Genomic DNA, 17,400 nt, shown 5'->3' with positions numbered 1-17,400 from the left:
GAAAGAGTCAAATTCGTCAGGGGGGTCGCCATGGGCGCCGCACGCACGAGTAGGACACCACTGCCGGGAATCGGCGTCCGGTACGACCTCACCACCAAGGAACGGCGCCGTCTCTCGGTGGTGGCCCACCGGGACGGGTCACGCACGCTCAGCGCCTACCGCGAGGACGACCCCGACGCCTGCGCGCTCTCCGTCCAGCTCACCGGCGGGGAGGCGGACGCGCTCGCCGGGGCGCTGAAGCCGACGCACCACAGCCCGAACCTGCTGTCCACGACCGAGCTGGGCCTGGTGGCGGAGCGGATCGCGCTGTCCTCGGTCTCGCACTGGAACGGACGGCTGCTCGGCGAGACCCGGATGCGCACCGAGACCGGCGTGTCGATCGTGGCGGTGCTGCGCCGCGCGGACGCCATCCCCTCCCCCGGCCCCGGCTTCCGGCTGGTCGGCGGGGACACGCTCATCGTGATCGGCACCCGCGAGGGCGTCGACGCGGCCGCGGCCATCCTCGGCAGGGAGTGATCGGGATGCACTCCTCCGCGGTCTTCCTGATCGAGTTCGGCGCCATCATCCTGGCCCTCGGACTGCTCGGCCGTCTCGCCGCGCGGCTGCGCTTCTCACCCATCCCCCTCTATCTGCTGGCGGGTCTCGCCTTCGGGGAGGGCGGTCTGCTGCCGCTCGGCGCGAGCGAGGAGTTCGTGGCGATCGGCGCCGAGATCGGTGTGATCCTGCTGCTGCTCATGCTGGGACTGGAGTACACGGCCGGCGATCTCGTCTCCAATCTGCGGACGCAGTACCCCGCCGGGCTGGTGGACGCCGCGCTCAACGCGCTGCCCGGCGCCGCGATGGCGCTGATCCTCGGCTGGGGCCCCATCGCCGCCGTGGTCCTCGCGGGCATCACCTGGATCTCCTCCTCCGGCGTCATCGCCAAGGTCCTCGGCGACCTGGGGCGCCTCGGCAACCGTGAGACACCGGTGATCCTCAGCATCCTGGTCCTCGAGGACCTGTCGATGGCGGTCTATCTTCCGGTGATCACCGCGCTGCTGGCCGGGACCGGCCTCGCCGCGGGCAGCGTCACGCTCGCCGTGGCGCTCGGCGTCGCCGGTCTCGTCCTGGTCGTCGCGGTGCGCTACGGCCGGGTCATCTCCCGGTTCGTCTCCAGCGACGACCCGGAGAAGCTGCTCCTCGTCGTACTGGGTCTGACGCTGCTGGTCGCGGGCGTGGCGCAGAAGCTCCAGGTATCGGCGGCGGTGGGCGCCTTCCTGGTGGGCATCGCGCTGTCCGGCGAGGTCGCCGAGGGTGCCCACAATCTGCTGGCGCCGCTGCGGGATCTGTTCGCGGCCGTGTTCTTCGTGTTCTTCGGGCTGCACACCGACCCGGCGAGCATCCCGCCGGTGCTGCTGCCCGCGCTCGCGCTGGCCGTGGTCACCGCGCTCACCAAGATCGCCACGGGCTACTGGGCGGCGCGGAGAGCGGGGGTGTCCGTGCGCGGCCGGTGGCGGGCGGGCGGCACGCTGGTGGCGCGGGGCGAGTTCTCAATCGTCATCGCGGGTCTCGCCGTCACGTCGGGGATCGACTCCCGGCTCGGTCCGCTGGCCACGGCGTACGTGCTGATCCTGGTCGTCGTCGGCCCGCTGACCGCCCGCTACACCGACGCGGTCGCGATGCGGCTGACCGGGCGGCGGCGGACGCGCCCGGCGCCGGTGGAGGCGGCGGCCGAGGCGGCGGAGCCCGCCGCGGACCCGGTCGGCCGCGCCTAAGGGGGCGTGCAGCCGAGTCGCCCTGGTACGGGACGTACGTGGGCGACTCGGCCGTGCGGCGAGGTGCCGTGCCTAGGGGGCGAAGACCGGCGGAACCTGGGCCCGCCGGAGCCCCCTGGGCGGTCTTCCCGCAGGTCAGTGCGGGCGAGCGGGCCGGTGCGGCGTACCGTTGGGGCATGTCGCCTCCGTTGCCCGGCCCGCTGGCCGCTCTGGCCCCGCTGCTCGGTCACTACGGCTACTGGGCGGTGGGTGCCGTCGTGTTCCTGGAGGACTTCGGGGTGCCCGCGCCGGGCGAGACGATTCTGCTGGCGGCGGGGGTCTACGCGGGCGCGGGCGAACTGAACATCGTGGCCGTGGGCTGCGTCGCGTTCGTCGCGGCCGTGCTCGGCGACAACCTCGGCTATCTGATCGGCCGTACCGGCGGCCGGGTCTTCGTGGAGCGGTGGGGCAGATACGTCTTCCTGACGCCCAAGCGCTTCCAGGCCGCCGAGGACTTCTTCCACCGGCACGGCGGCAAGATCGTCACCGTGGCCCGGTTCGTCGAGGGACTGCGCCAGGCCAACGGGGTGATCGCGGGCACCACCCGGATGCCCTGGCCGCGCTTCCTCGCCTTCAACGCGCTCGGCGCGGCCCTGTGGGTGGGCCTGTGGTGCACGGTGGCCTATGTGGCGGGCAGCCACATCACGACGGTGTACGACGAGATCGTCCGCTACCAGCGCTATGTGCTGATCGGCGTGGCCGTGGTGGTCGCGGCACTGGTCGTACGCCATGTGGTCCGGCGCCGTCGGCATCGCTGACCGCGCCGGAAGCCGGTCCACGGGATGTTCCGGCGGGGACGGAAGTGCCGTACGGGTTTGGACCCGGGCGGAGCGGACAGGCGGAGGGGGACAGCGGACCCGAGACACGTTGGGATGTGAACCCCATGGCTGGCGACCAGAAGGCCAAGGCCAAGGCCGAACAGGCCAAGGGCAAGCTCAAGGAGACGATGGGCCACGCCGTCGGCAACGAGAAGATGGAAGCCGAGGGGCGTATGGAAGGCGCGCGCGGGGATGCCCGCGAAGCCAAGGAGAAGGCGAAGGACACGTTCAAACACTGAACCGGCGCCACACCGCACCGGTGCCGGGCGGGTCCGGAGTTCCCTTCACGGGGTTCCGGGCCCGCCCGTGTGTGCGACCGCGGGCCGGTCACAGGGGCGCTCACCTGGGACAGGTGTGCGATGGGGCGATTGACGGCCGGATGCTCTTGTCCGGCGGCACAGCGGGTAACCGCAACAGGGACGGCACGGCCTTCCGTGATCGCGAGGAAGGGATCGGGACGGCCCCTGAGGAGAAGGGCGACGACCCATGGACCTCCCCTTCAGGACGCAGACGACGACGGGGACACGCTTGCCCGCACATAGCGGCATGGCGACGCCCCTGCGCGTCAGGCGGGAGTGGGACGCCGGTGTGCCCTCGCTCTCCGAGGCGCGGGAGGCGGTCGGTGCGCTGCTGGCCCGGGTGCGGCCGGTACCGGCCCGCCGGGTGGTGCAGGACGCCCAGTTGGTGGTCAGTGAGCTGGTGACCAACGCGTTCAAGCACGCGGTGGGACCCTTCGCGCTGCTCCTCGAACTGTCCCCGGACGGGGGCGCGCTGCGCATCGGCGTCAAGGACGGCTCCCCCGATCCGCCCCGGCCCCAGCCACCGGACCCCGGGCGGATCGGCGGGCACGGGCTGCGGCTGGTGACGCTGCTGTGCGCCGCTTGGGAGGTCACTCCGCAGCGCGGGGGCAAGCAGGTGACCGCGACGCTCCCCCTGACGGTGCCCGCCAAGCACTGACGGTCCCGGCGGAACGCCGAGGCTCCCAAGTCAGGGTCCTGGGCCCGGCGGTGTGGACCGCTCCGGGGCGTAGGGGGTCTGGGGCGCGGGTCTGGGCGGCGGTCCGTCGCCGGTGGTGAGGTGTTCCAGCACCTCCACCAGTTCCTGGCAGGCACGCTCGACGGAGCGCCGGGTGTGCCGCTGCTCGGTGATCACGGCGGACAGCAGGAGCGCGGTCAGCGCCATCGTCCCGTTGAACCCCTGGAGCTTGGCCATGACCTCCACGCGGTTCAGCTCGGCGAACGCCCCGGTCCCCTCGGTCGCGGCGCGGGCGGCCAGCACGGAGGTGAGCAGCGCGCAGCCCACGCTGCCGGCCAGTTCGAACCGCAGCGCGCCCCAGATGATCACCGGGTAGACGAGGAACAGCAGGCTGAAGGAGCTGTAGACGGCCAGGGGCACGACACAGCAGGCGGCCACCGCGAGCGCGAGGGCCTCCTTCCAGCGCGTGGTCGGTGGTTTGCGGGCCTGCCGGAGCAGAAGCAGCAGCGGGGTGACGAGCAGGACGCCCATCGCGTCGCCCACCCACCAGGCGAGCCAGACGGTGGGAAACGCGTTCGGGGGCAGCGCGTCGGTGGCGACGAGCAGGCCGACGCCGGTGGTGGTGCTGATCAGCATGGCGCCGAGCGCGGCGAGGAACACCAGGGCGACGCCGTCGCGCAGGCGGCTCAGGTCGGTGCGGAATCCGGTGCGGCGCAGCAGCACGGCCGCGCACAGGGGTGCGGCGGTGTTGCCGAGCATGTAGCCGAGCGCGTAGGGCGCGGGGGCGCCGAGGTGGGCGACGACCAGGAACGCCCCGAGGGTGATCCCCGGCCAGCAGCGCAGTCCGAGGAGGAGCAGGGCGGCCACGGCGACGCCGGTGGGCGGCCAGATGGGAGTGACGACGACGCCGTCCACGACGAGGCGGCGCATGAGTCCGAGCCAGCCCGCCGTGAAGTAGCAGGCGGCGACGGCCAGGATGCGCAGGGCCGGGCCGGCCGCCCGGCGCGCGTCCAGGAATGCCACCACACGAGCACTTTCACACCGGCCCCGCACCCTCGGCCACGCGAGAGGGGCGCCGACCGGCCCTACGGCTGAAACGGCGCGGCCGTATGGTCCACTGCGCCGTCGAAGCGGCCGTCCCGCGTGGCGTCGCCCCCACCACACACAAGGCGTTCCGTCCTACGCGGCGTCGTCGGGGCCGTCGTGGCCGACGACGAGCACTGCCGCGTCGTCCTCGTGCCCGATGTTCTCCGCGCCCTTGATCACGGCGGCCGCGAGCGCGTGCACCTCGAGGCCCGCGACGGCGGCGATGCCGGCGAGCCGTACGACCTGGTCGAGCCCCTCGTCGATACTGAGCGAGGGGCCCTCCACCACACCGTCGGTGAGCAGGACGAACACTCCCCCGGTGGTCAGCCGGTGACGGGTGACGCGGTACTCCATGCCGCTCTGGATGCCGAGCGGCGGTCCGCCGAGGTCGTGGACGACCCCGGACTTGCCGTCCGCCGTGGCCCAGACGAAGGGGATGTGTCCGGCCCGCGCGCTCTCCAGGACACCGGTGACCGGGTCCAGGCGCAGGAAGGTGCAGGTGGCGAAGAGGTCGCTGCCGAGGGTGAGCAGCAGGTCGTTGGTGCGGGCGAGGAGTTCGCCGGGTTCGCTGGTGACGGAGGCGAGCGCGCGCAGGGCCGCCCTGACCTGGCCCATGAAGGCGGCGGCCTCGATGTTGTGGCCCTGGACGTCGCCGATGGACAGGCCGATCCGGCCGTCGGGCATGGCGAAGGCGTCGTACCAGTCGCCGCCGACGTTCAGGCCCTGGTAGGCGGGGGCGTAGCGCACCGCCAGATGGAGGCCGGGCAGGCGGGGCAGGTCTCGGGGCAACATGCCGCGTTGCAGGGCGATGGCCAGCTCGACCTGGGTGCGCTGCAGTTCCGCCCGCTCGCGCGCCTGCGCGGTGAGCGACCCGAGTCGGGCCAGCAGTTCGTCGCCGTCGTCCGTGGAGCGCTTGCGGAACATCGGTCACTTCCGGCTGGGCGGAGACGTCCGGGGCACCCTTTGGGCGATTCCTGGCGTCTTGTCGTCTCGTAGGGTGAATACCCGGAACGGCCGGTCAGCGCACCTGCGAATCGATGCCGGTGATCACGGCGGGCCCGAGCGGCGCGGTGCGCTCGTCGAGCCCGGCGGTACGCAGGGCCGAGTCGGCCAGGCGCCGCGCCTCCTGCTCGGCGTGCGGGCCGGTGTCCGCCTCGACGGTCAGGCGCAGGGTGAAGGTGTCGTCGTCGTTGACGGTGAGGGCGTCCAGGTCCTCGTCGCTGCCCATGGTGGTGGTGTGCGGGTCGGCGGGGCGCAGGGCCCGGCCGAGCCGTGCGCGGGCGTCGGGCTCGATCCCGTCGGTGAAGGTACCGGGCACGGAGATGACGTACGTGGTCATGGCGTTCCTTTCCTCGGGCCTGCCCTCCTACCCCCGATCGCGGCGCTCGCACAGCCCTGGCGGCCGTTCGGGTCACAGCGGGGCGTGGGCCAGCATGACGTAGGCGCCGTAGACCAGGGAGACGGCGGCCAGGGCGCCGCCGATCAGCAGGACCTGGTGGCGGCGGGGTCCCCAGGCGCGGGCCAGTGCCCGGGCGGGCGGGATGAGCAACGGGAAGTCCGGCAGCAGGAAGCGCGGCTTGGAGGAGAAGGAGCCGGAGCCGCAGATCACCAGCAGCACGAGGACACCGCTGAAGACCACGAGGACCAGCGGGGCACGGTCCAGGCAGAGCAGTCCGAACAGGACGAGCGAGATGACGACGACGAGCAGGGCCACCGGGTAGACGAACTTGCCGCCGTGGGCGATGAGGGCGCCGAGGAAGCGGACGGCGCCCGCGCCGAGGTCGAAGCGGGAGCCCCAGGCGCTCTGGACGGTGAAGTAGCCCCCCGGCACGTCGCCGATGCGCAGGCCGACCCAGAGGACGTAGCCGAGCCAGCCCAGCGGGGAGAGCAGGGCGCCGGCCCAGAGTGCGGGCGGTACCCGGCCGTGCCGGTGCCACGCCTCGTGCGCGGCGGCGACGCAGACGGCGACGGCCACGGCGAAGCCGGTGGGTCGGGCGAGCCCGGCGAGCAGGGCGAGTGTGCCCGCCCACAGCCAGCGGCGGCGCAGTACGCAGTACAGGGAGAAGGCGGCGAGCGCGGCGAAGAGGGACTCGGTGTAGGCGACGGTCAGCTCGACGGCGTGCGGCAGGACGGCCCACAGCCCGACCAGGGCGGTGGCGACGGTGCGGCCGTGCAGCAGATGGCCGACGAGGTAGACGCCGTAGGCCGCGACGAGGGCGGCGGTCCAGGAGATCAGCAGGGCGGCGGCGCCGGGTGCGAGCGGGAACACCTGGGTGAGGGCCCTGATCAGCGCGGGGTAGAGCGGGAAGAAGGCCCAGTCGGTCTGGACGCCGCCGGTCGGGGTGATCCAGACGAGACGCCCGTATCCGTGCCCGGCGATGTGCAGATACCAGCGGGCGTCCCAGGCGTGGGCGAGGTCGCGGACCAGGGGGCGCCCGGCGAGGAGGTTGCCGGTGACCACGGCGGCGATCCCGGCCAGCCGGACGCCCGCGAACAGCGCGAGGGCGGTGAGGGCGCCGTCCGGCATCCGGGCGCGGACGGCGCCGGGCAGGGCGCGGGCGCGCAGGGGGCGGGTGCGCGGGGGACGGAGGGGGGCGACCGGTTCGGGTCGCGGCACGGAGGACGTGATCACGTTCCGACCTTGGACACGGGGTGGGGGCGGTGCAACGCGCGGCTCGGGTGTCGCCCCGTCTTCCACTCTGATTCAGGAACGATCACCCTGGTTCAGGGACGTTTCGCCGGATGCCGAATGGGTCGCGGGTGTTCGGAGGCACCCCCCGGCAGCGCCGTGAACAGGTAGAAGTAGGGTGTGTTCACCATATGAGCGCCGCCTAGCTCGAAAGATAGATCTGTGACTGTCAACGACGACTCGTTCACGAACTGGAAGAACCGCGAGGAGATCGCGGAGTCGATGATCCCGATCATCGGGAAGCTGCACCGCGAGCGGGACGTGACCGTTCTGCTGCACAGCCGCTCCCTGGTGAACAAGTCGGTGGTCAGCATCCTCAAGACGCACCGTTTCGCCCGCCAGATCGCGGGCGCGGAGCTGTCGGTCACCGAGACCATGCCGTTCCTCCAGACACTGGCTGGGCTCGACCTCGGGCCCTCCCAGATCGACCTCGGGATGCTCGCCGCGCTGTACCAGGCGGACGACCGGGGACTGAGCGTGGCGGAGTTCACCGCCGAGGCGGTCGCCGGAGCCACCGGCGACGACAGGATCGAGCGCCGCGAGCCGCGTGACGTGGTGCTCTACGGCTTCGGCCGCATCGGCCGGCTCGTCGCCCGGCTGCTGATCGAGAAGGCCGGGTCGGGCAACGGCCTGCGGCTGCGCGCGGTCGTCGTGCGCGGCGGCGGCGCCCGGGCGGGCGGCGACCTGGTCAAGCGCGCCTCGCTGCTGCGCCGCGACTCGATCCACGGCCAGTTCCAGGGCACCATCACGGTGGACGAGGACGCGGGCACGATCGTGGCCAACGGCAACACGATCCAGGTGATCTACGCGGACGACCCGTCGGTCGTGGACTACACCGAGTACGGCATCCGGGACGCCATCCTCATCGACAACACCGGCAACTGGCGGGACCGCGAGGGGCTGTCGAAGCATCTGCGGCCCGGCATCGACAAGGTCGTGCTGACCGCGCCCGGCAAGGGCGACGTGCCGAACATCGTGCACGGCGTGAACCACGACACGATCAAGCCGGACGAGCGGATCCTGTCCTGCGCGTCCTGCACCACCAACGCCATCGTGCCCCCGCTGAAGGCGATGGACGACGAGTTCGGTGTGCTGCGCGGCCACGTGGAGACGGTCCACTCCTTCACCAACGACCAGAATCTGCTGGACAACTACCACAAGGCCGAGCGCCGGGGCCGGTCCGCGCCGCTCAACATGGTGATCACCGAGACCGGTGCCGCGTCCGCCGTGTCGAAGGCGCTGCCGGACCTGAAGGCGCCGATCACCGGCAGCTCCATCCGCGTGCCGGTGCCGGACGTCTCGATCGCGATCCTGAACCTCCGGCTCGGCCGCGAGACCACCCGCGACGAGGTGCACGACTACCTGCGGGAGGTGTCGCTGACCTCCCCGCTCAAGCGGCAGATCGACTTCACCACGGCGCCCGACGCCGTCTCCAGCGACTTCATCGGCTCGCGGCACGCCTCGATCGTCGACGGCGGCGCCCTCAAGGTCGACGGGGACAACGCGATCCTGTACCTCTGGTACGACAACGAGTTCGGCTACTCCTGCCAGGTGGTCCGGATCGTCCAGCACGTGTCGGGCGTGGAGTACCCGACGTTCCCGGCAACCACGGTCTGACACTCCGACCGCGCCCACACCGGCGATCCCCTGCGACGGCCGCCGACCGGAAGCCCCGGTCGGCGGCCGTCGTGCCGTTTCCGCGGCTAACATTCATACGCATTTGCCTAATAAGATTAGGCACCCGCATAATCGTCCTGTCTTCCCAGGAGGTGTCCCATGGCGCGTGCGGGTCTGAGCACGGAGCGGCTGGTCCGGGCCGGGGCGGAGCTGGCCGACGAGGCCGGGTTCGACCAGGTCACGGTGTCGGCGCTGGCCCGGCGGTTCGACGTGAAGGTGGCGAGCCTGTACTCGCACCTGCGGGGCAACCACGACCTGCGGACCCGGATCGCCCTGCTCGCGCTGGAGGAGCTGGCCGACCGTGCCTCCGAGGCGCTCGCGGGCAGGGCCGGCAAGGACGCCCTGACCGGCTTCGCCAACGCCTACCGCGACTACGCCCGCGCGCACCCCGGCCGCTTCGCCGCGGCCTCGTACCGGCTCGACCCGGAGGACGCCGCAGCGAGCGCGGGCGGACGGCACGCGCGGATGACCCGGGCCATCCTGCGCGGCTACGACCTCCCCGAGCCCGAACAGACTCATGCGGTAAGGCTGTTGGGCAGCGTGTTCAGCGGCTGGGTCGGACTGGAGTCGGCGGGCGCGTTCGACCACAGCTCCCCCGGCTCGCAGGAGTCCTGGGACCGCAGCCTGGACGCGCTGGACGCACTGCTGCGCAACTGGCCGTCCACCCGAGCGACTTGATCGCGCCCCCGCGCGCTTCCCGACCCGCAGACCCTCCTTCCCTATCCGACAGGCAGTGCCGATGACCACCGTCTCCGACGACCTGACCACCACGCCCCTCACCGACGACCTCGTGCGCGGCGCCCTCGAACTGGAGCGCACCGAGCGGGGGCTGCTCCCCCACCGGCTGCCCGCGCGGGCCCGCGCCCAGTGCGCCGACCCCCAGTTGCACATGGTGGAATCCCAACCGGCGGGCGTACGGCTGGTGTTCCGCACCCGCGCCACCACCGTCGAGCTGGACACCGTGCCCACCAAGCGGGTCTACGTCGGCGCGCCGCCGCGACCCGAGGGCGTCTACGACCTGCTGGTGGACGGCCGTTTGGCGGGCAGTGCCTCCGTCCCGGGCGGGAACACCCTGCTGATCGACATGGCGGCCGGTACCGCCGAACAGCGTCCCGGACCGGTGGGCACCGCGCGCTTCACCGGACTGTCCCCCGAGGACAAGGTCGTGGAGATCTGGCTGCCGCACAACGAGACGACCGAGCTGGTCGCGCTGCGCGCCGACGCGCCCGTCACGGCCGTACGGGAGCGGGAGCGCCCGGTGTGGCTGCACCACGGCAGCTCGATCAGTCACGGCTCGGACGCCGCGTCCCCGACCGGCACCTGGCCGGCCGTCGCCGCCGCGCTCGGCGGGGTGGAGCTGATCAACCTCGGTCTCGGCGGCAGCGCGCTCCTCGACCCGTTCACCGCCCGCGCGTTGCGGGACACGCCCGCGGACGTGATCAGCGTCAAGCTGGGCATCAACCTGGTCAACACCGACCTGATGCGGCTGCGCGCCTTCGGGCCCGCCGTGCACGGCTTCCTCGACACGATCCGCGAGGGCCACCCCGACACACCGCTGCTCGTGGTCTCGCCGATCCTGTGCCCGATGCACGAGGACACACCGGGACCGACACTGCCCGACTTCACCGCGCTGAGCGAGGGACGCCTCGCCTTCCGGGCGGTCGGTGATCCGGCGGAGCGGGAGCAGGGAAAGCTGACGCTGAACGTGATCCGCGAGGAGCTCGCCCGCATCGTGCGTCGACGTGCCGCCGAGGACGGGAACCTGCACCTTCTCGACGGGCGCGAGCTGTACGGCGGGGCCGACTTCGCGGAGTTGCCGCTGCCCGACGGACTGCACCCGGACGGCGCGACCCACCGGCGCATCGGGGAGCGGTTCGCCTCACTGGCCTTCGCCCCGGGCGGCCCGCTGGCGGCGCGGGCCCGCTGAGCGCGGTCGGCAACCGCCGAACACGCCCGCGCCCGCGCCCGCCGAGCGTCACACCAGATGCGCGAAGACCACCAGGTTCTCCGTGTAGTCCTTGGCCGAGTGGTCGTAGGGGCCCGCGCAGGTGATCAGGCGCGCCTCGGGGCGGGAGGCGTCGTCGTACACGCGGTCGCTGGGGAAGGCGTCCTTCTCGAAGGTCTCGGCGCTGTCCACGACGAACTCCGCGGAGCGACCGTCGGCCCGCTCGACGGTGAACCGGTCGCCGGGGAGCAGTGCCTGGAGACCGGCGAAGACGGCGGCGGAGGTCTTGGTGTCCACGTGTCCGGCGATGACCGAGGTCCCCTTCTCGCCGGGCGAGACGCCCTTGCTGTACCAGCCGACCAGGTTGGTGTTGTCGGCGGGCGGGGGCTCCAGACGGCCGCCGGAGCCGAGGACCAGGGCGGTGAAGGGGGCGTCCACCCCGATCTTCGGGATGATCAGCCGGGTCGGAGCGGACCGGGGCAGCTCGGGGCCCGCCGGGCCCGTGGCGGCCGCCGTACCGGCGGCGCGAGCAGCGCCCGGGACGGTGCCGGTGCCGTGGTGGCCGCCGAGCACGCTGAGCACGAGGACGACGATCGCCACGCTCCACAACGTCAGGCGGCCCCCGCGGGCGCCCTGTTCGTCGGCGCGGTGCGCGGAGGGATCTGCTGCCATCAAACACCACCTCACTCGGTCACGGCAGCGCGGTTCAAGGCCGGGGCGCCGGCCGCCGGACCGGGTGGGTTCCGGCGGCCGTGGCCCCTGTCCCTGTCGCCGGACTCCCGTCGTCCGCGGCGGGCGGACGCGGGGAGTCCGACGACAGGGGCGGGGAAGGCGGGCCGGTCAGGCAGAACGGGCGACCTTCCGGCGCCGCAGCGCGTACGCCCCGGCCGCGCCCGCGACGAGCACCGCCAGGCCGCCCGACGACATCCCGGAGTCGTCGGCGAGGCCACCGCCACCGGTGTGCATTCCACCGCGCGGCTCGTCGTCGTTGCCTCCCTTGCCTCCGTCTCCCTTGCCGGAGCCGGAGTCGCTCTTGCCGTTGTCCCCCTTGTCCTTGTAGGTCTCCGGGTCGAAGCGGCTGTCGCCGCTCCCGCTGCCACTGCCACTGCCACTGGAGCTCCAGTCGCCGCCGCTGCCGCTACCGCTGGAGCTGCCGCTGCTGAGGACGGAGGCGAGGGCACCGCCGCCCGTGTGCATACCGCCGCGCGGCTCGTCGTAGCCGCCGTCGTCGCCGTAGCCGCCGCCCGAGCTGCCGGAACCCTTGCCGGAGCCCCTGTCCTGGTCGTCGCCTGAGCCCCTGCCGGACCCCTTGCCGTGGTCACTGCCGGAGCCGCTGTCCTGCTTGTTGTACGAGGAGCCGTCCCGGCCACCGTCGTCCCCGGCGAACGCGGCTCCGGGAGCGGAGAGGGCGAGGGCGGCGGATGCGGCCGCCGTGGCGAGAAGAATGCGGGCAGAACGCATATCGGTGTCCTTCCGCCGTGGCCGGGCAGCGGATACCTCATCGGCTGTCAGGACCCGGCCCCGACACGACAACCGTCGATCAGCCCGCCCCGGCGCGCGATCCAGGCCGCCCAGCCGGGTCACCTCTCCACCCGTCTGTCCCAGCGACACGCCGCGAGCGCCCCCGGACGGGTCAACGGTGATCACGCCGGAGGCGGAGGGTCTCGCCGCGACGACACGACTTTGGCCGATTTTCGTCGTAGTAAAGCGCGAAGTTCCGCCCATGTGGCACCTCTGACGGGTCGTACCCTGTGGGCGTGATCGAGCGAGGCGAGGCTCCAGGGGCGGTGGCGTCCCGGCTCACCGGGCGCCGTCCCGCGAACGGCCGGGCTCCGTCCGGGTCGCCCGCGGTGGTGATGCTCGAGGACGGTACGGCGGTGATGGTCAAGCGCGGCGACGCCCCGGGCGCGGTGCGCGCCGAGGCGGCCGGGCTGCGCTGGCTCGGCGCGGCCGGGGCGGTGCGGGTGCCCGAGGTGCTCGGCGCCGACGAGCGGTGGCTGGTCACCGAGCACGTGCCGACCGGGCGTCCCGACGCCGGAGCCGCGCTGCGTTTCGGCCAGGCGCTGGCGGAGCTGCACGCGGCCGGCGCGCCCGCGTTCGGCGCGGCGCCGCCGGACGGTCCCGAGGAGGCGTTCATCGGCCGGGCGCCCATGCGCAACGTCCCCGGCGAGAACTGGCCGCACTGGTACGCCGAGCACCGGGTGCTGCCGTATCTGCGCGCGGCGGTGGACGCGGGCACGATCCGGCCGGGCGAGGCGTCCGTGGTCGAGACGGTGTGCGAGCGGCTGCCCGAACTGGCGGGGCCGGCCGAGCCGCCCGCGCGGCTGCACGGCGACCTGTGGCAGGGCAATGTGCTCTGGGGCGCGGACGGTGACGTCCGTCTCATCGACCCGGCCGCGCACGGCGGGCACCGGGAGACCGACCTCGCGATGCTGACGCTGTTCGGCTGTCCCGAGTGGGACCGGGTGCTCGCCGGGTACGAGGGGACGGCCCCGCTCGCCGCAGGCTGGCGCGACCGGGTCGGCATACATCAGCTCTTCCCGCTGCTCGTGCACGCGGTGCTGTTCGGCCGCTCCTACGCCGATCAGGCTCTGACGGCGGCCCGTACGGCCCTGACCGGCTGAACCGGCTCCCAGGCTTGGCGAGTCGCCGCGCGGGCATCCGAACTCCGCCGAACCCGCGACGATTTGACGCAGCCACTTCCCCGCCCCCGGCGTCTTTCCGGCTGACGCCGAAGGGCGCTGCCCGCACCGCCTCCGGACGCCGGTCACGGAGTGTGAGGAAACCAACCAATCGTTCGATTCGTATAAGGACGTGAAAGAACGAATCAGGGAGGACGACCATGCAACCGTTCACGCTCAACTACGCACGACCCGCTGTGCAGTTGGATGTCCCCGCCCCGTACGCGTATGACTCGGGGCTCCAGTTGAACGTCCTCCCGGACGGAAGGATCGCCGCCACCGACCACGCCACGCTGCACGCCCTGGGGACCACCACCTCCACGGCGGGTTCCAAGACCCACTTCGACGACTGAAGCGCGGGCCCCGGACGATGACCGTGCTCATCCTCACCAGTGACGAGGACGTGACGGCGGACATGGTGGTCCTCCACCTGGGCGAGACGGGCGTGCCCGTCGTCCGGCTGGATCCCGCCGATCTCACCAACGGGGTGGCGTTGTCGGGCGAGTTGACGGGCGGTTCCACCGACGGGCAGCTGTCCGTCGGTGGCCGTCTGGTGCGTGTCGGCGCGCTGCGCTCGGTGTGGGTGCGCCGCCCCGGGCGGGCGGCCGCCCGCGCCGCCCGGCCGTCCGACTGGCTGACGGAGGAGTCCACCCAGGCGCTGTACGGGATGCTGCGGTGCGCCGGGGCACGCTGGATGAACCATCCGGACGCGGCCCGGCGCGCCCGGTACAAGCCCTGGCAGTTGCACGTGGCCCGGCGCAGCGGGTTCGCCGTGCCCGCCACGCTCATCACCACGCTCCCCGAGGCGGCGCGGGAGTTCGCGGACCGCCACCCGGACCTGGTGGTCAAGCCGGTCTCCGGGGCGCATCCGCAGGAGCCGCCGCGTGCGGTGCCGACCAGCAGGGTCGCGCCGGACACCGACTTCACGGCCGTCGCCTACGGCCCGACCCTGCTCCAGCAGCGTGTCGCCAAGCGGGCCGACATCCGGCTGACGGCCGTCGGGAACCGGCTGCTCGCGGCCCGCAAGCCGGCCGACCCGGACGCCCACCCCGACGACGTGGACGTACGGTTCGCTCCCTCCGTCTCACCCTGGCTTCCCGCCGAGGTGCCGGCGCGGGTGGCCGAGTCCGTGCACCGCTATCTGCGCGAGGCGGAACTGGCCTACGGCGCCTTCGACTTCGCGGAGGACGCGGACGGGGTGTGGTGGTTCCTGGAGTGCAATCAGTCGGGCCAGTTCGGTTTCGTCGAGCTGGAGACCGGTCAGCCGATCGCCCGGACCATCGCGCGCTGGCTGGCCGGAGACGGAGAGCCGGGGCGGACGTATCTGAGGGGCGAGAGGGACATGGCGCCCTGACGCCGTGAGGACCGGCTCGACGGAGAGGAACCCGACATGCGCATCGGACTGCTGGGGACGGGCCCCTGGGCGCGGGCGGCGCACGCCCCCGCACTCGCGGCCCACACGGCCGTGGACTTCGCCGGGGTGTGGGGGCGCCGCCCGCAGGCGGCCGCCGAGCTGGCCGGGGAGTACGACGTCCCGGTGTACGAGGACGTGGACGCCCTGCTGGCCGACGTGGACGCGGTGGCGCTGGCCCTGCCGCCGTCGGTGCAGGCCGGGCTCGCGGTGCGCGCGGCCCGTGCGGGCTGCCATCTGCTCCTGGACAAGCCGCTGGCGGTGGACGTCGCCGAGGCGCGCGAGGTGGTGGGGGCGGTGGAGCGGGCCGGGGTCGCCTCGGTGGTGTTCCTGACCACCCGCTTCCAGAAGGAGCCGGAGGCGTGGATCGACGAACAGGCGGCCGAGTCGGGCTGGTTCACGGCGCGGGCGCAGTGGCTGGGCGCGGTGTTCACGACCGGCAGCCCGTTCGCGGCCTCGGCGTGGCGGCGTGAGAAGGGGGCGTTGTGGGACGTGGGCCCGCACGCGCTGTCGGTGCTGCTGCCGGTCCTCGGTGACGTGCGCGAGGTCCTGTCGGCGGTGCACGGCCCCGCGGACACCGTTCATCTGGTGCTCGACCACGCGACGGGCGCGTCCAGCACGCTGACCCTGAGCCTGACGGCACCCCCCGCCGCGGCGGGCGCCGACGTGGAGCTGCGCGGCGAGGCGGGCGTGTCCCTCCTCCCCCGCAGTTCGGAGGGCGCGGTGCCCGCGCTCGTCCGGGCCGTCGACGCGCTCCGGGACGCCGCCCGCACGGGCCGTCCGCATCCCTGCGACGCGGCGTTCGGTCTGCGGATCACCGAGATCCTGTCGGCGGCGCAGACCCGGCTGACGGCCGCGCCGGCGGGCTAGGGTCTGTCTGACCATTCCCGTCGTCGCCCGGAGGGCGGCCGCGCGGCGTCAGGTGCGTGCTCTCGGCGTGTCGGCCCCAGGCCCCCGTACTTGGACGTACCGGGGTCTGGGGCCGGCACGGCGAGAATGCGTGCACGGCGTCGCGCGGCAGACGAGAAGTGTCAGACAGGCCCTGGTCGGCGTCTCCCCCTGGGCGACGGGCGGGCGGGATCGACCGGGGCGGAGTCGGCCGGGCCCGCGGGCCCGGGCGGACGGTTCCCGCCGGGGCCGGTCGGGGGGCGCCTGCCCCGGCCGGGTGTCCGGAAAAGGCCCCGGTGGCCGCCCCGGCGTAGCGTGGCCGTGTGAGATCGTTGCGCGGCCGGTCAGGGCGCCGGAGCCGGGAACGTCGCGGCTGGCTGCGGGGTGCGCCGCCGCCGAGCTGGGTGCGGGTGCTTCCGGTGCTGCTTCTGGTGGCCGTGTCCCTGGCGACGTTCGTGACCCCGCACGCGGGCGACCTGGGTTTCATGCTCGGGGCGATCCCGCCGCTCGCGGTGCTGTCGTACGGGCCGCTGGCGACCGCCCTGCTGGGTGTGCTGGTGGTGGTGGCGCTGCTGCTGCCGGTGACCCATCTGAACCGGCCGGGTGACACCGATCTGCTCACCATCGTGTTCGTCGCCGTGCTGAGCGTGTTCGTCTCCTATGTGCGCAGCCACCGGGACGCGCAGCTCGGCACCGAGCGCGCGATCGGCGAGGCGGTGCAGCGGGCCGTGCTCCCCGAGCTGCCGGAGCGCGTCGGCGCCGTGGCGTGCGCGGGGTTCTCGCGGGCCGCGCAGGGCGGGACGCTGGTCGGCGGGGACTTCTACGACGTGCGCGACGGACCGTACGGGGTGCGCGCGGTGATGGGGGACGTACGGGGGCACGGGCTCGAGGCGGTGGCCACGGTGGTCGCGCTGCTCGGGGCGTTCCGCGAGGCGACGCTGGACCAGCCGGACCTGGAGGCGGTGGCCGCGCGGATGGACCGCAGGCTGACGGTGGACTCGGCCGGGGTGCGGCACGCGGAGCTGTTCGCGACGGCCGTGCTGCTGGAGTTCTCCGCCGACATGCGGTCGGTGCGGGTGGTGGCGTGCGGTCATCCGCCCCCGGTGCTGCTGCGCGCCGGCCGCGCCTGGGAGACGACCGTGACACCGGGGCCGCCGCTGGGCATCGGCCTGGTCGGGGTCGATCCGCCGAAGGAGGTGACGGTGGACCTCCGGCCGGGCGACCGGCTGCTGCTCGCCTCCGACGGGCTGTGGGAGGCGCGCAACGCCGACGGCGCCTTCTATCCGGTGCCCGAGCGGCTGGCCGCGCTCTCCTGGCACGGCGCGCCCGAGCTGCCGAGCGCGCTGTGGACGGACGTACGGCGGCTCGGGTACGAGGTCCGCGACGACGCCACGGTGCTGGCGCTGGCCCCGGTGCCGACGGGCGGGGCCCGCTGAG

At 73.2% G+C, this 17,400-nt stretch carries 19 protein-coding genes; 13 read left to right on the top strand and 6 right to left on the bottom strand.

Going from position 1 to position 17,400, the window contains the following annotated elements:
* Window positions 1-30: 30 nt before the first annotated feature.
* The 5 genes from ACWEEU_RS25130 (at window position 31) to ACWEEU_RS25110 (ending at window position 3,568) form a co-directional block, all read left to right on the top strand.
* A complete protein-coding gene (locus ACWEEU_RS25130) occupies window positions 31-516 on the top strand; it encodes a cation:proton antiporter regulatory subunit (protein ID WP_451735074.1) in 486 nt (161 codons plus the stop codon).
* 5 nt (window positions 517-521) lie between these two features.
* Window positions 522-1,754: a cation:proton antiporter gene (locus ACWEEU_RS25125; protein ID WP_385749528.1), complete on the top strand. Its 1,233-nt coding sequence runs from the start codon at window positions 522-524 to the stop codon at window positions 1,752-1,754.
* Window positions 1,755-1,930: 176 nt separating this feature from the next.
* On the top strand, window positions 1,931-2,551 hold the full coding sequence (locus tag ACWEEU_RS25120; RefSeq protein WP_385749526.1) for a DedA family protein: 621 nt from the start codon (window positions 1,931-1,933) through the stop codon (window positions 2,549-2,551).
* Between the two features lie 125 nt (window positions 2,552-2,676).
* A complete protein-coding gene (locus ACWEEU_RS25115) occupies window positions 2,677-2,850 on the top strand; it encodes a CsbD family protein (RefSeq protein ID WP_385749524.1) in 174 nt (57 codons plus the stop codon).
* Between the two features lie 307 nt (window positions 2,851-3,157).
* Entirely contained in the window at window positions 3,158-3,568 is a 411-nt protein-coding gene (locus ACWEEU_RS25110) for an ATP-binding protein (RefSeq protein WP_451735072.1), read from the top strand.
* A 30-nt stretch (window positions 3,569-3,598) separates the two neighbouring features.
* Here the strand turns inward: ACWEEU_RS25110 and ACWEEU_RS25105 are convergent, their stop codons facing one another.
* The 4 genes from ACWEEU_RS25105 to ACWEEU_RS25090 form a co-directional block, all read right to left on the bottom strand.
* Complete coding sequence (locus ACWEEU_RS25105) at window positions 3,599-4,612, bottom strand: MASE1 domain-containing protein (protein ID WP_385749520.1); 1,014 nt, start codon at window positions 4,610-4,612, stop codon at window positions 3,599-3,601.
* A gap of 153 nt (window positions 4,613-4,765) precedes the next feature.
* Window positions 4,766-5,596, bottom strand: a complete 831-nt coding sequence (locus ACWEEU_RS25100) for a PP2C family protein-serine/threonine phosphatase (RefSeq protein ID WP_385749518.1) — start codon at window positions 5,594-5,596, stop codon at window positions 4,766-4,768.
* 94 nt (window positions 5,597-5,690) lie between these two features.
* Entirely contained in the window at window positions 5,691-6,011 is a 321-nt protein-coding gene (locus ACWEEU_RS25095) for a hypothetical protein (protein WP_385749516.1), read from the bottom strand.
* Between the two features lie 72 nt (window positions 6,012-6,083).
* A complete protein-coding gene (locus ACWEEU_RS25090; RefSeq protein ID WP_385749514.1) occupies window positions 6,084-7,304 on the bottom strand; it encodes a hypothetical protein in 1,221 nt (406 codons plus the stop codon).
* Window positions 7,305-7,523: 219 nt separating this feature from the next.
* On the opposite strand from ACWEEU_RS25090, the gene ACWEEU_RS25085 reads away from it, so the two are divergent.
* The 3 genes from ACWEEU_RS25085 to ACWEEU_RS25075 all read left to right on the top strand — a co-directional run bounded on the left by ACWEEU_RS25085 (window position 7,524) and on the right by ACWEEU_RS25075 (window position 10,965).
* A complete protein-coding gene (locus tag ACWEEU_RS25085; protein WP_451735069.1) occupies window positions 7,524-8,978 on the top strand; it encodes a glyceraldehyde-3-phosphate dehydrogenase in 1,455 nt (484 codons plus the stop codon).
* 159 nt (window positions 8,979-9,137) lie between these two features.
* The gene (locus ACWEEU_RS25080) at window positions 9,138-9,716 is read left to right on the top strand and encodes a TetR/AcrR family transcriptional regulator (protein WP_385751523.1); all 579 of its coding nucleotides are present in this window, start codon (window positions 9,138-9,140) and stop codon (window positions 9,714-9,716) included.
* Window positions 9,717-9,777: 61 nt separating this feature from the next.
* Window positions 9,778-10,965, top strand: coding sequence for a GDSL-type esterase/lipase family protein (locus ACWEEU_RS25075; protein WP_451735066.1), 1,188 nt, complete (start codon window positions 9,778-9,780; stop codon window positions 10,963-10,965).
* Window positions 10,966-11,013: 48 nt separating this feature from the next.
* Here the strand turns inward: ACWEEU_RS25075 and ACWEEU_RS25070 are convergent, their stop codons facing one another.
* Both ACWEEU_RS25070 and ACWEEU_RS25065 read right to left on the bottom strand, forming a co-directional pair.
* Window positions 11,014-11,655 carry a class F sortase gene (locus ACWEEU_RS25070; protein ID WP_385751527.1) on the bottom strand — a complete coding sequence of 214 codons (642 nt, stop codon included), beginning with the start codon at window positions 11,653-11,655 and terminating at the stop codon, window positions 11,014-11,016.
* A gap of 168 nt (window positions 11,656-11,823) precedes the next feature.
* Window positions 11,824-12,444, bottom strand: a complete 621-nt coding sequence (locus tag ACWEEU_RS25065) for a hypothetical protein (protein ID WP_451735064.1) — start codon at window positions 12,442-12,444, stop codon at window positions 11,824-11,826.
* A gap of 326 nt (window positions 12,445-12,770) precedes the next feature.
* Between ACWEEU_RS25065 and ACWEEU_RS25060 the strand changes: the two genes are divergently transcribed.
* From ACWEEU_RS25060 to ACWEEU_RS25040, 5 genes are all read left to right on the top strand, one after another.
* Window positions 12,771-13,607: a fructosamine kinase family protein gene (locus ACWEEU_RS25060; RefSeq protein WP_385751398.1), complete on the top strand. Its 837-nt coding sequence runs from the start codon at window positions 12,771-12,773 to the stop codon at window positions 13,605-13,607.
* Between the two features lie 218 nt (window positions 13,608-13,825).
* Entirely contained in the window at window positions 13,826-14,017 is a 192-nt protein-coding gene (gene tgmA, locus ACWEEU_RS25055; protein WP_199586879.1) for a putative ATP-grasp-modified RiPP, read from the top strand.
* Window positions 14,018-14,034: 17 nt separating this feature from the next.
* Entirely contained in the window at window positions 14,035-15,018 is a 984-nt protein-coding gene (gene tgmB / locus ACWEEU_RS25050; protein ID WP_451735062.1) for an ATP-grasp ribosomal peptide maturase, read from the top strand.
* Window positions 15,019-15,054: 36 nt separating this feature from the next.
* Window positions 15,055-15,945 carry a Gfo/Idh/MocA family protein gene (locus ACWEEU_RS25045; RefSeq protein WP_451735060.1) on the top strand — a complete coding sequence of 297 codons (891 nt, stop codon included), beginning with the start codon at window positions 15,055-15,057 and terminating at the stop codon, window positions 15,943-15,945.
* A gap of 341 nt (window positions 15,946-16,286) precedes the next feature.
* Window positions 16,287-17,399: a PP2C family protein-serine/threonine phosphatase gene (locus ACWEEU_RS25040; RefSeq protein ID WP_385748075.1), complete on the top strand. Its 1,113-nt coding sequence runs from the start codon at window positions 16,287-16,289 to the stop codon at window positions 17,397-17,399.
* The last annotated feature ends 1 nt before the right edge of the window (window position 17,400 follow it).

The organism is Streptomyces sp. NPDC005004 (assembly GCF_053600675.1).
Note: the sequence above shows the minus strand (reverse complement) of the source record. Positions and strands in the feature narration are given on the sequence as shown.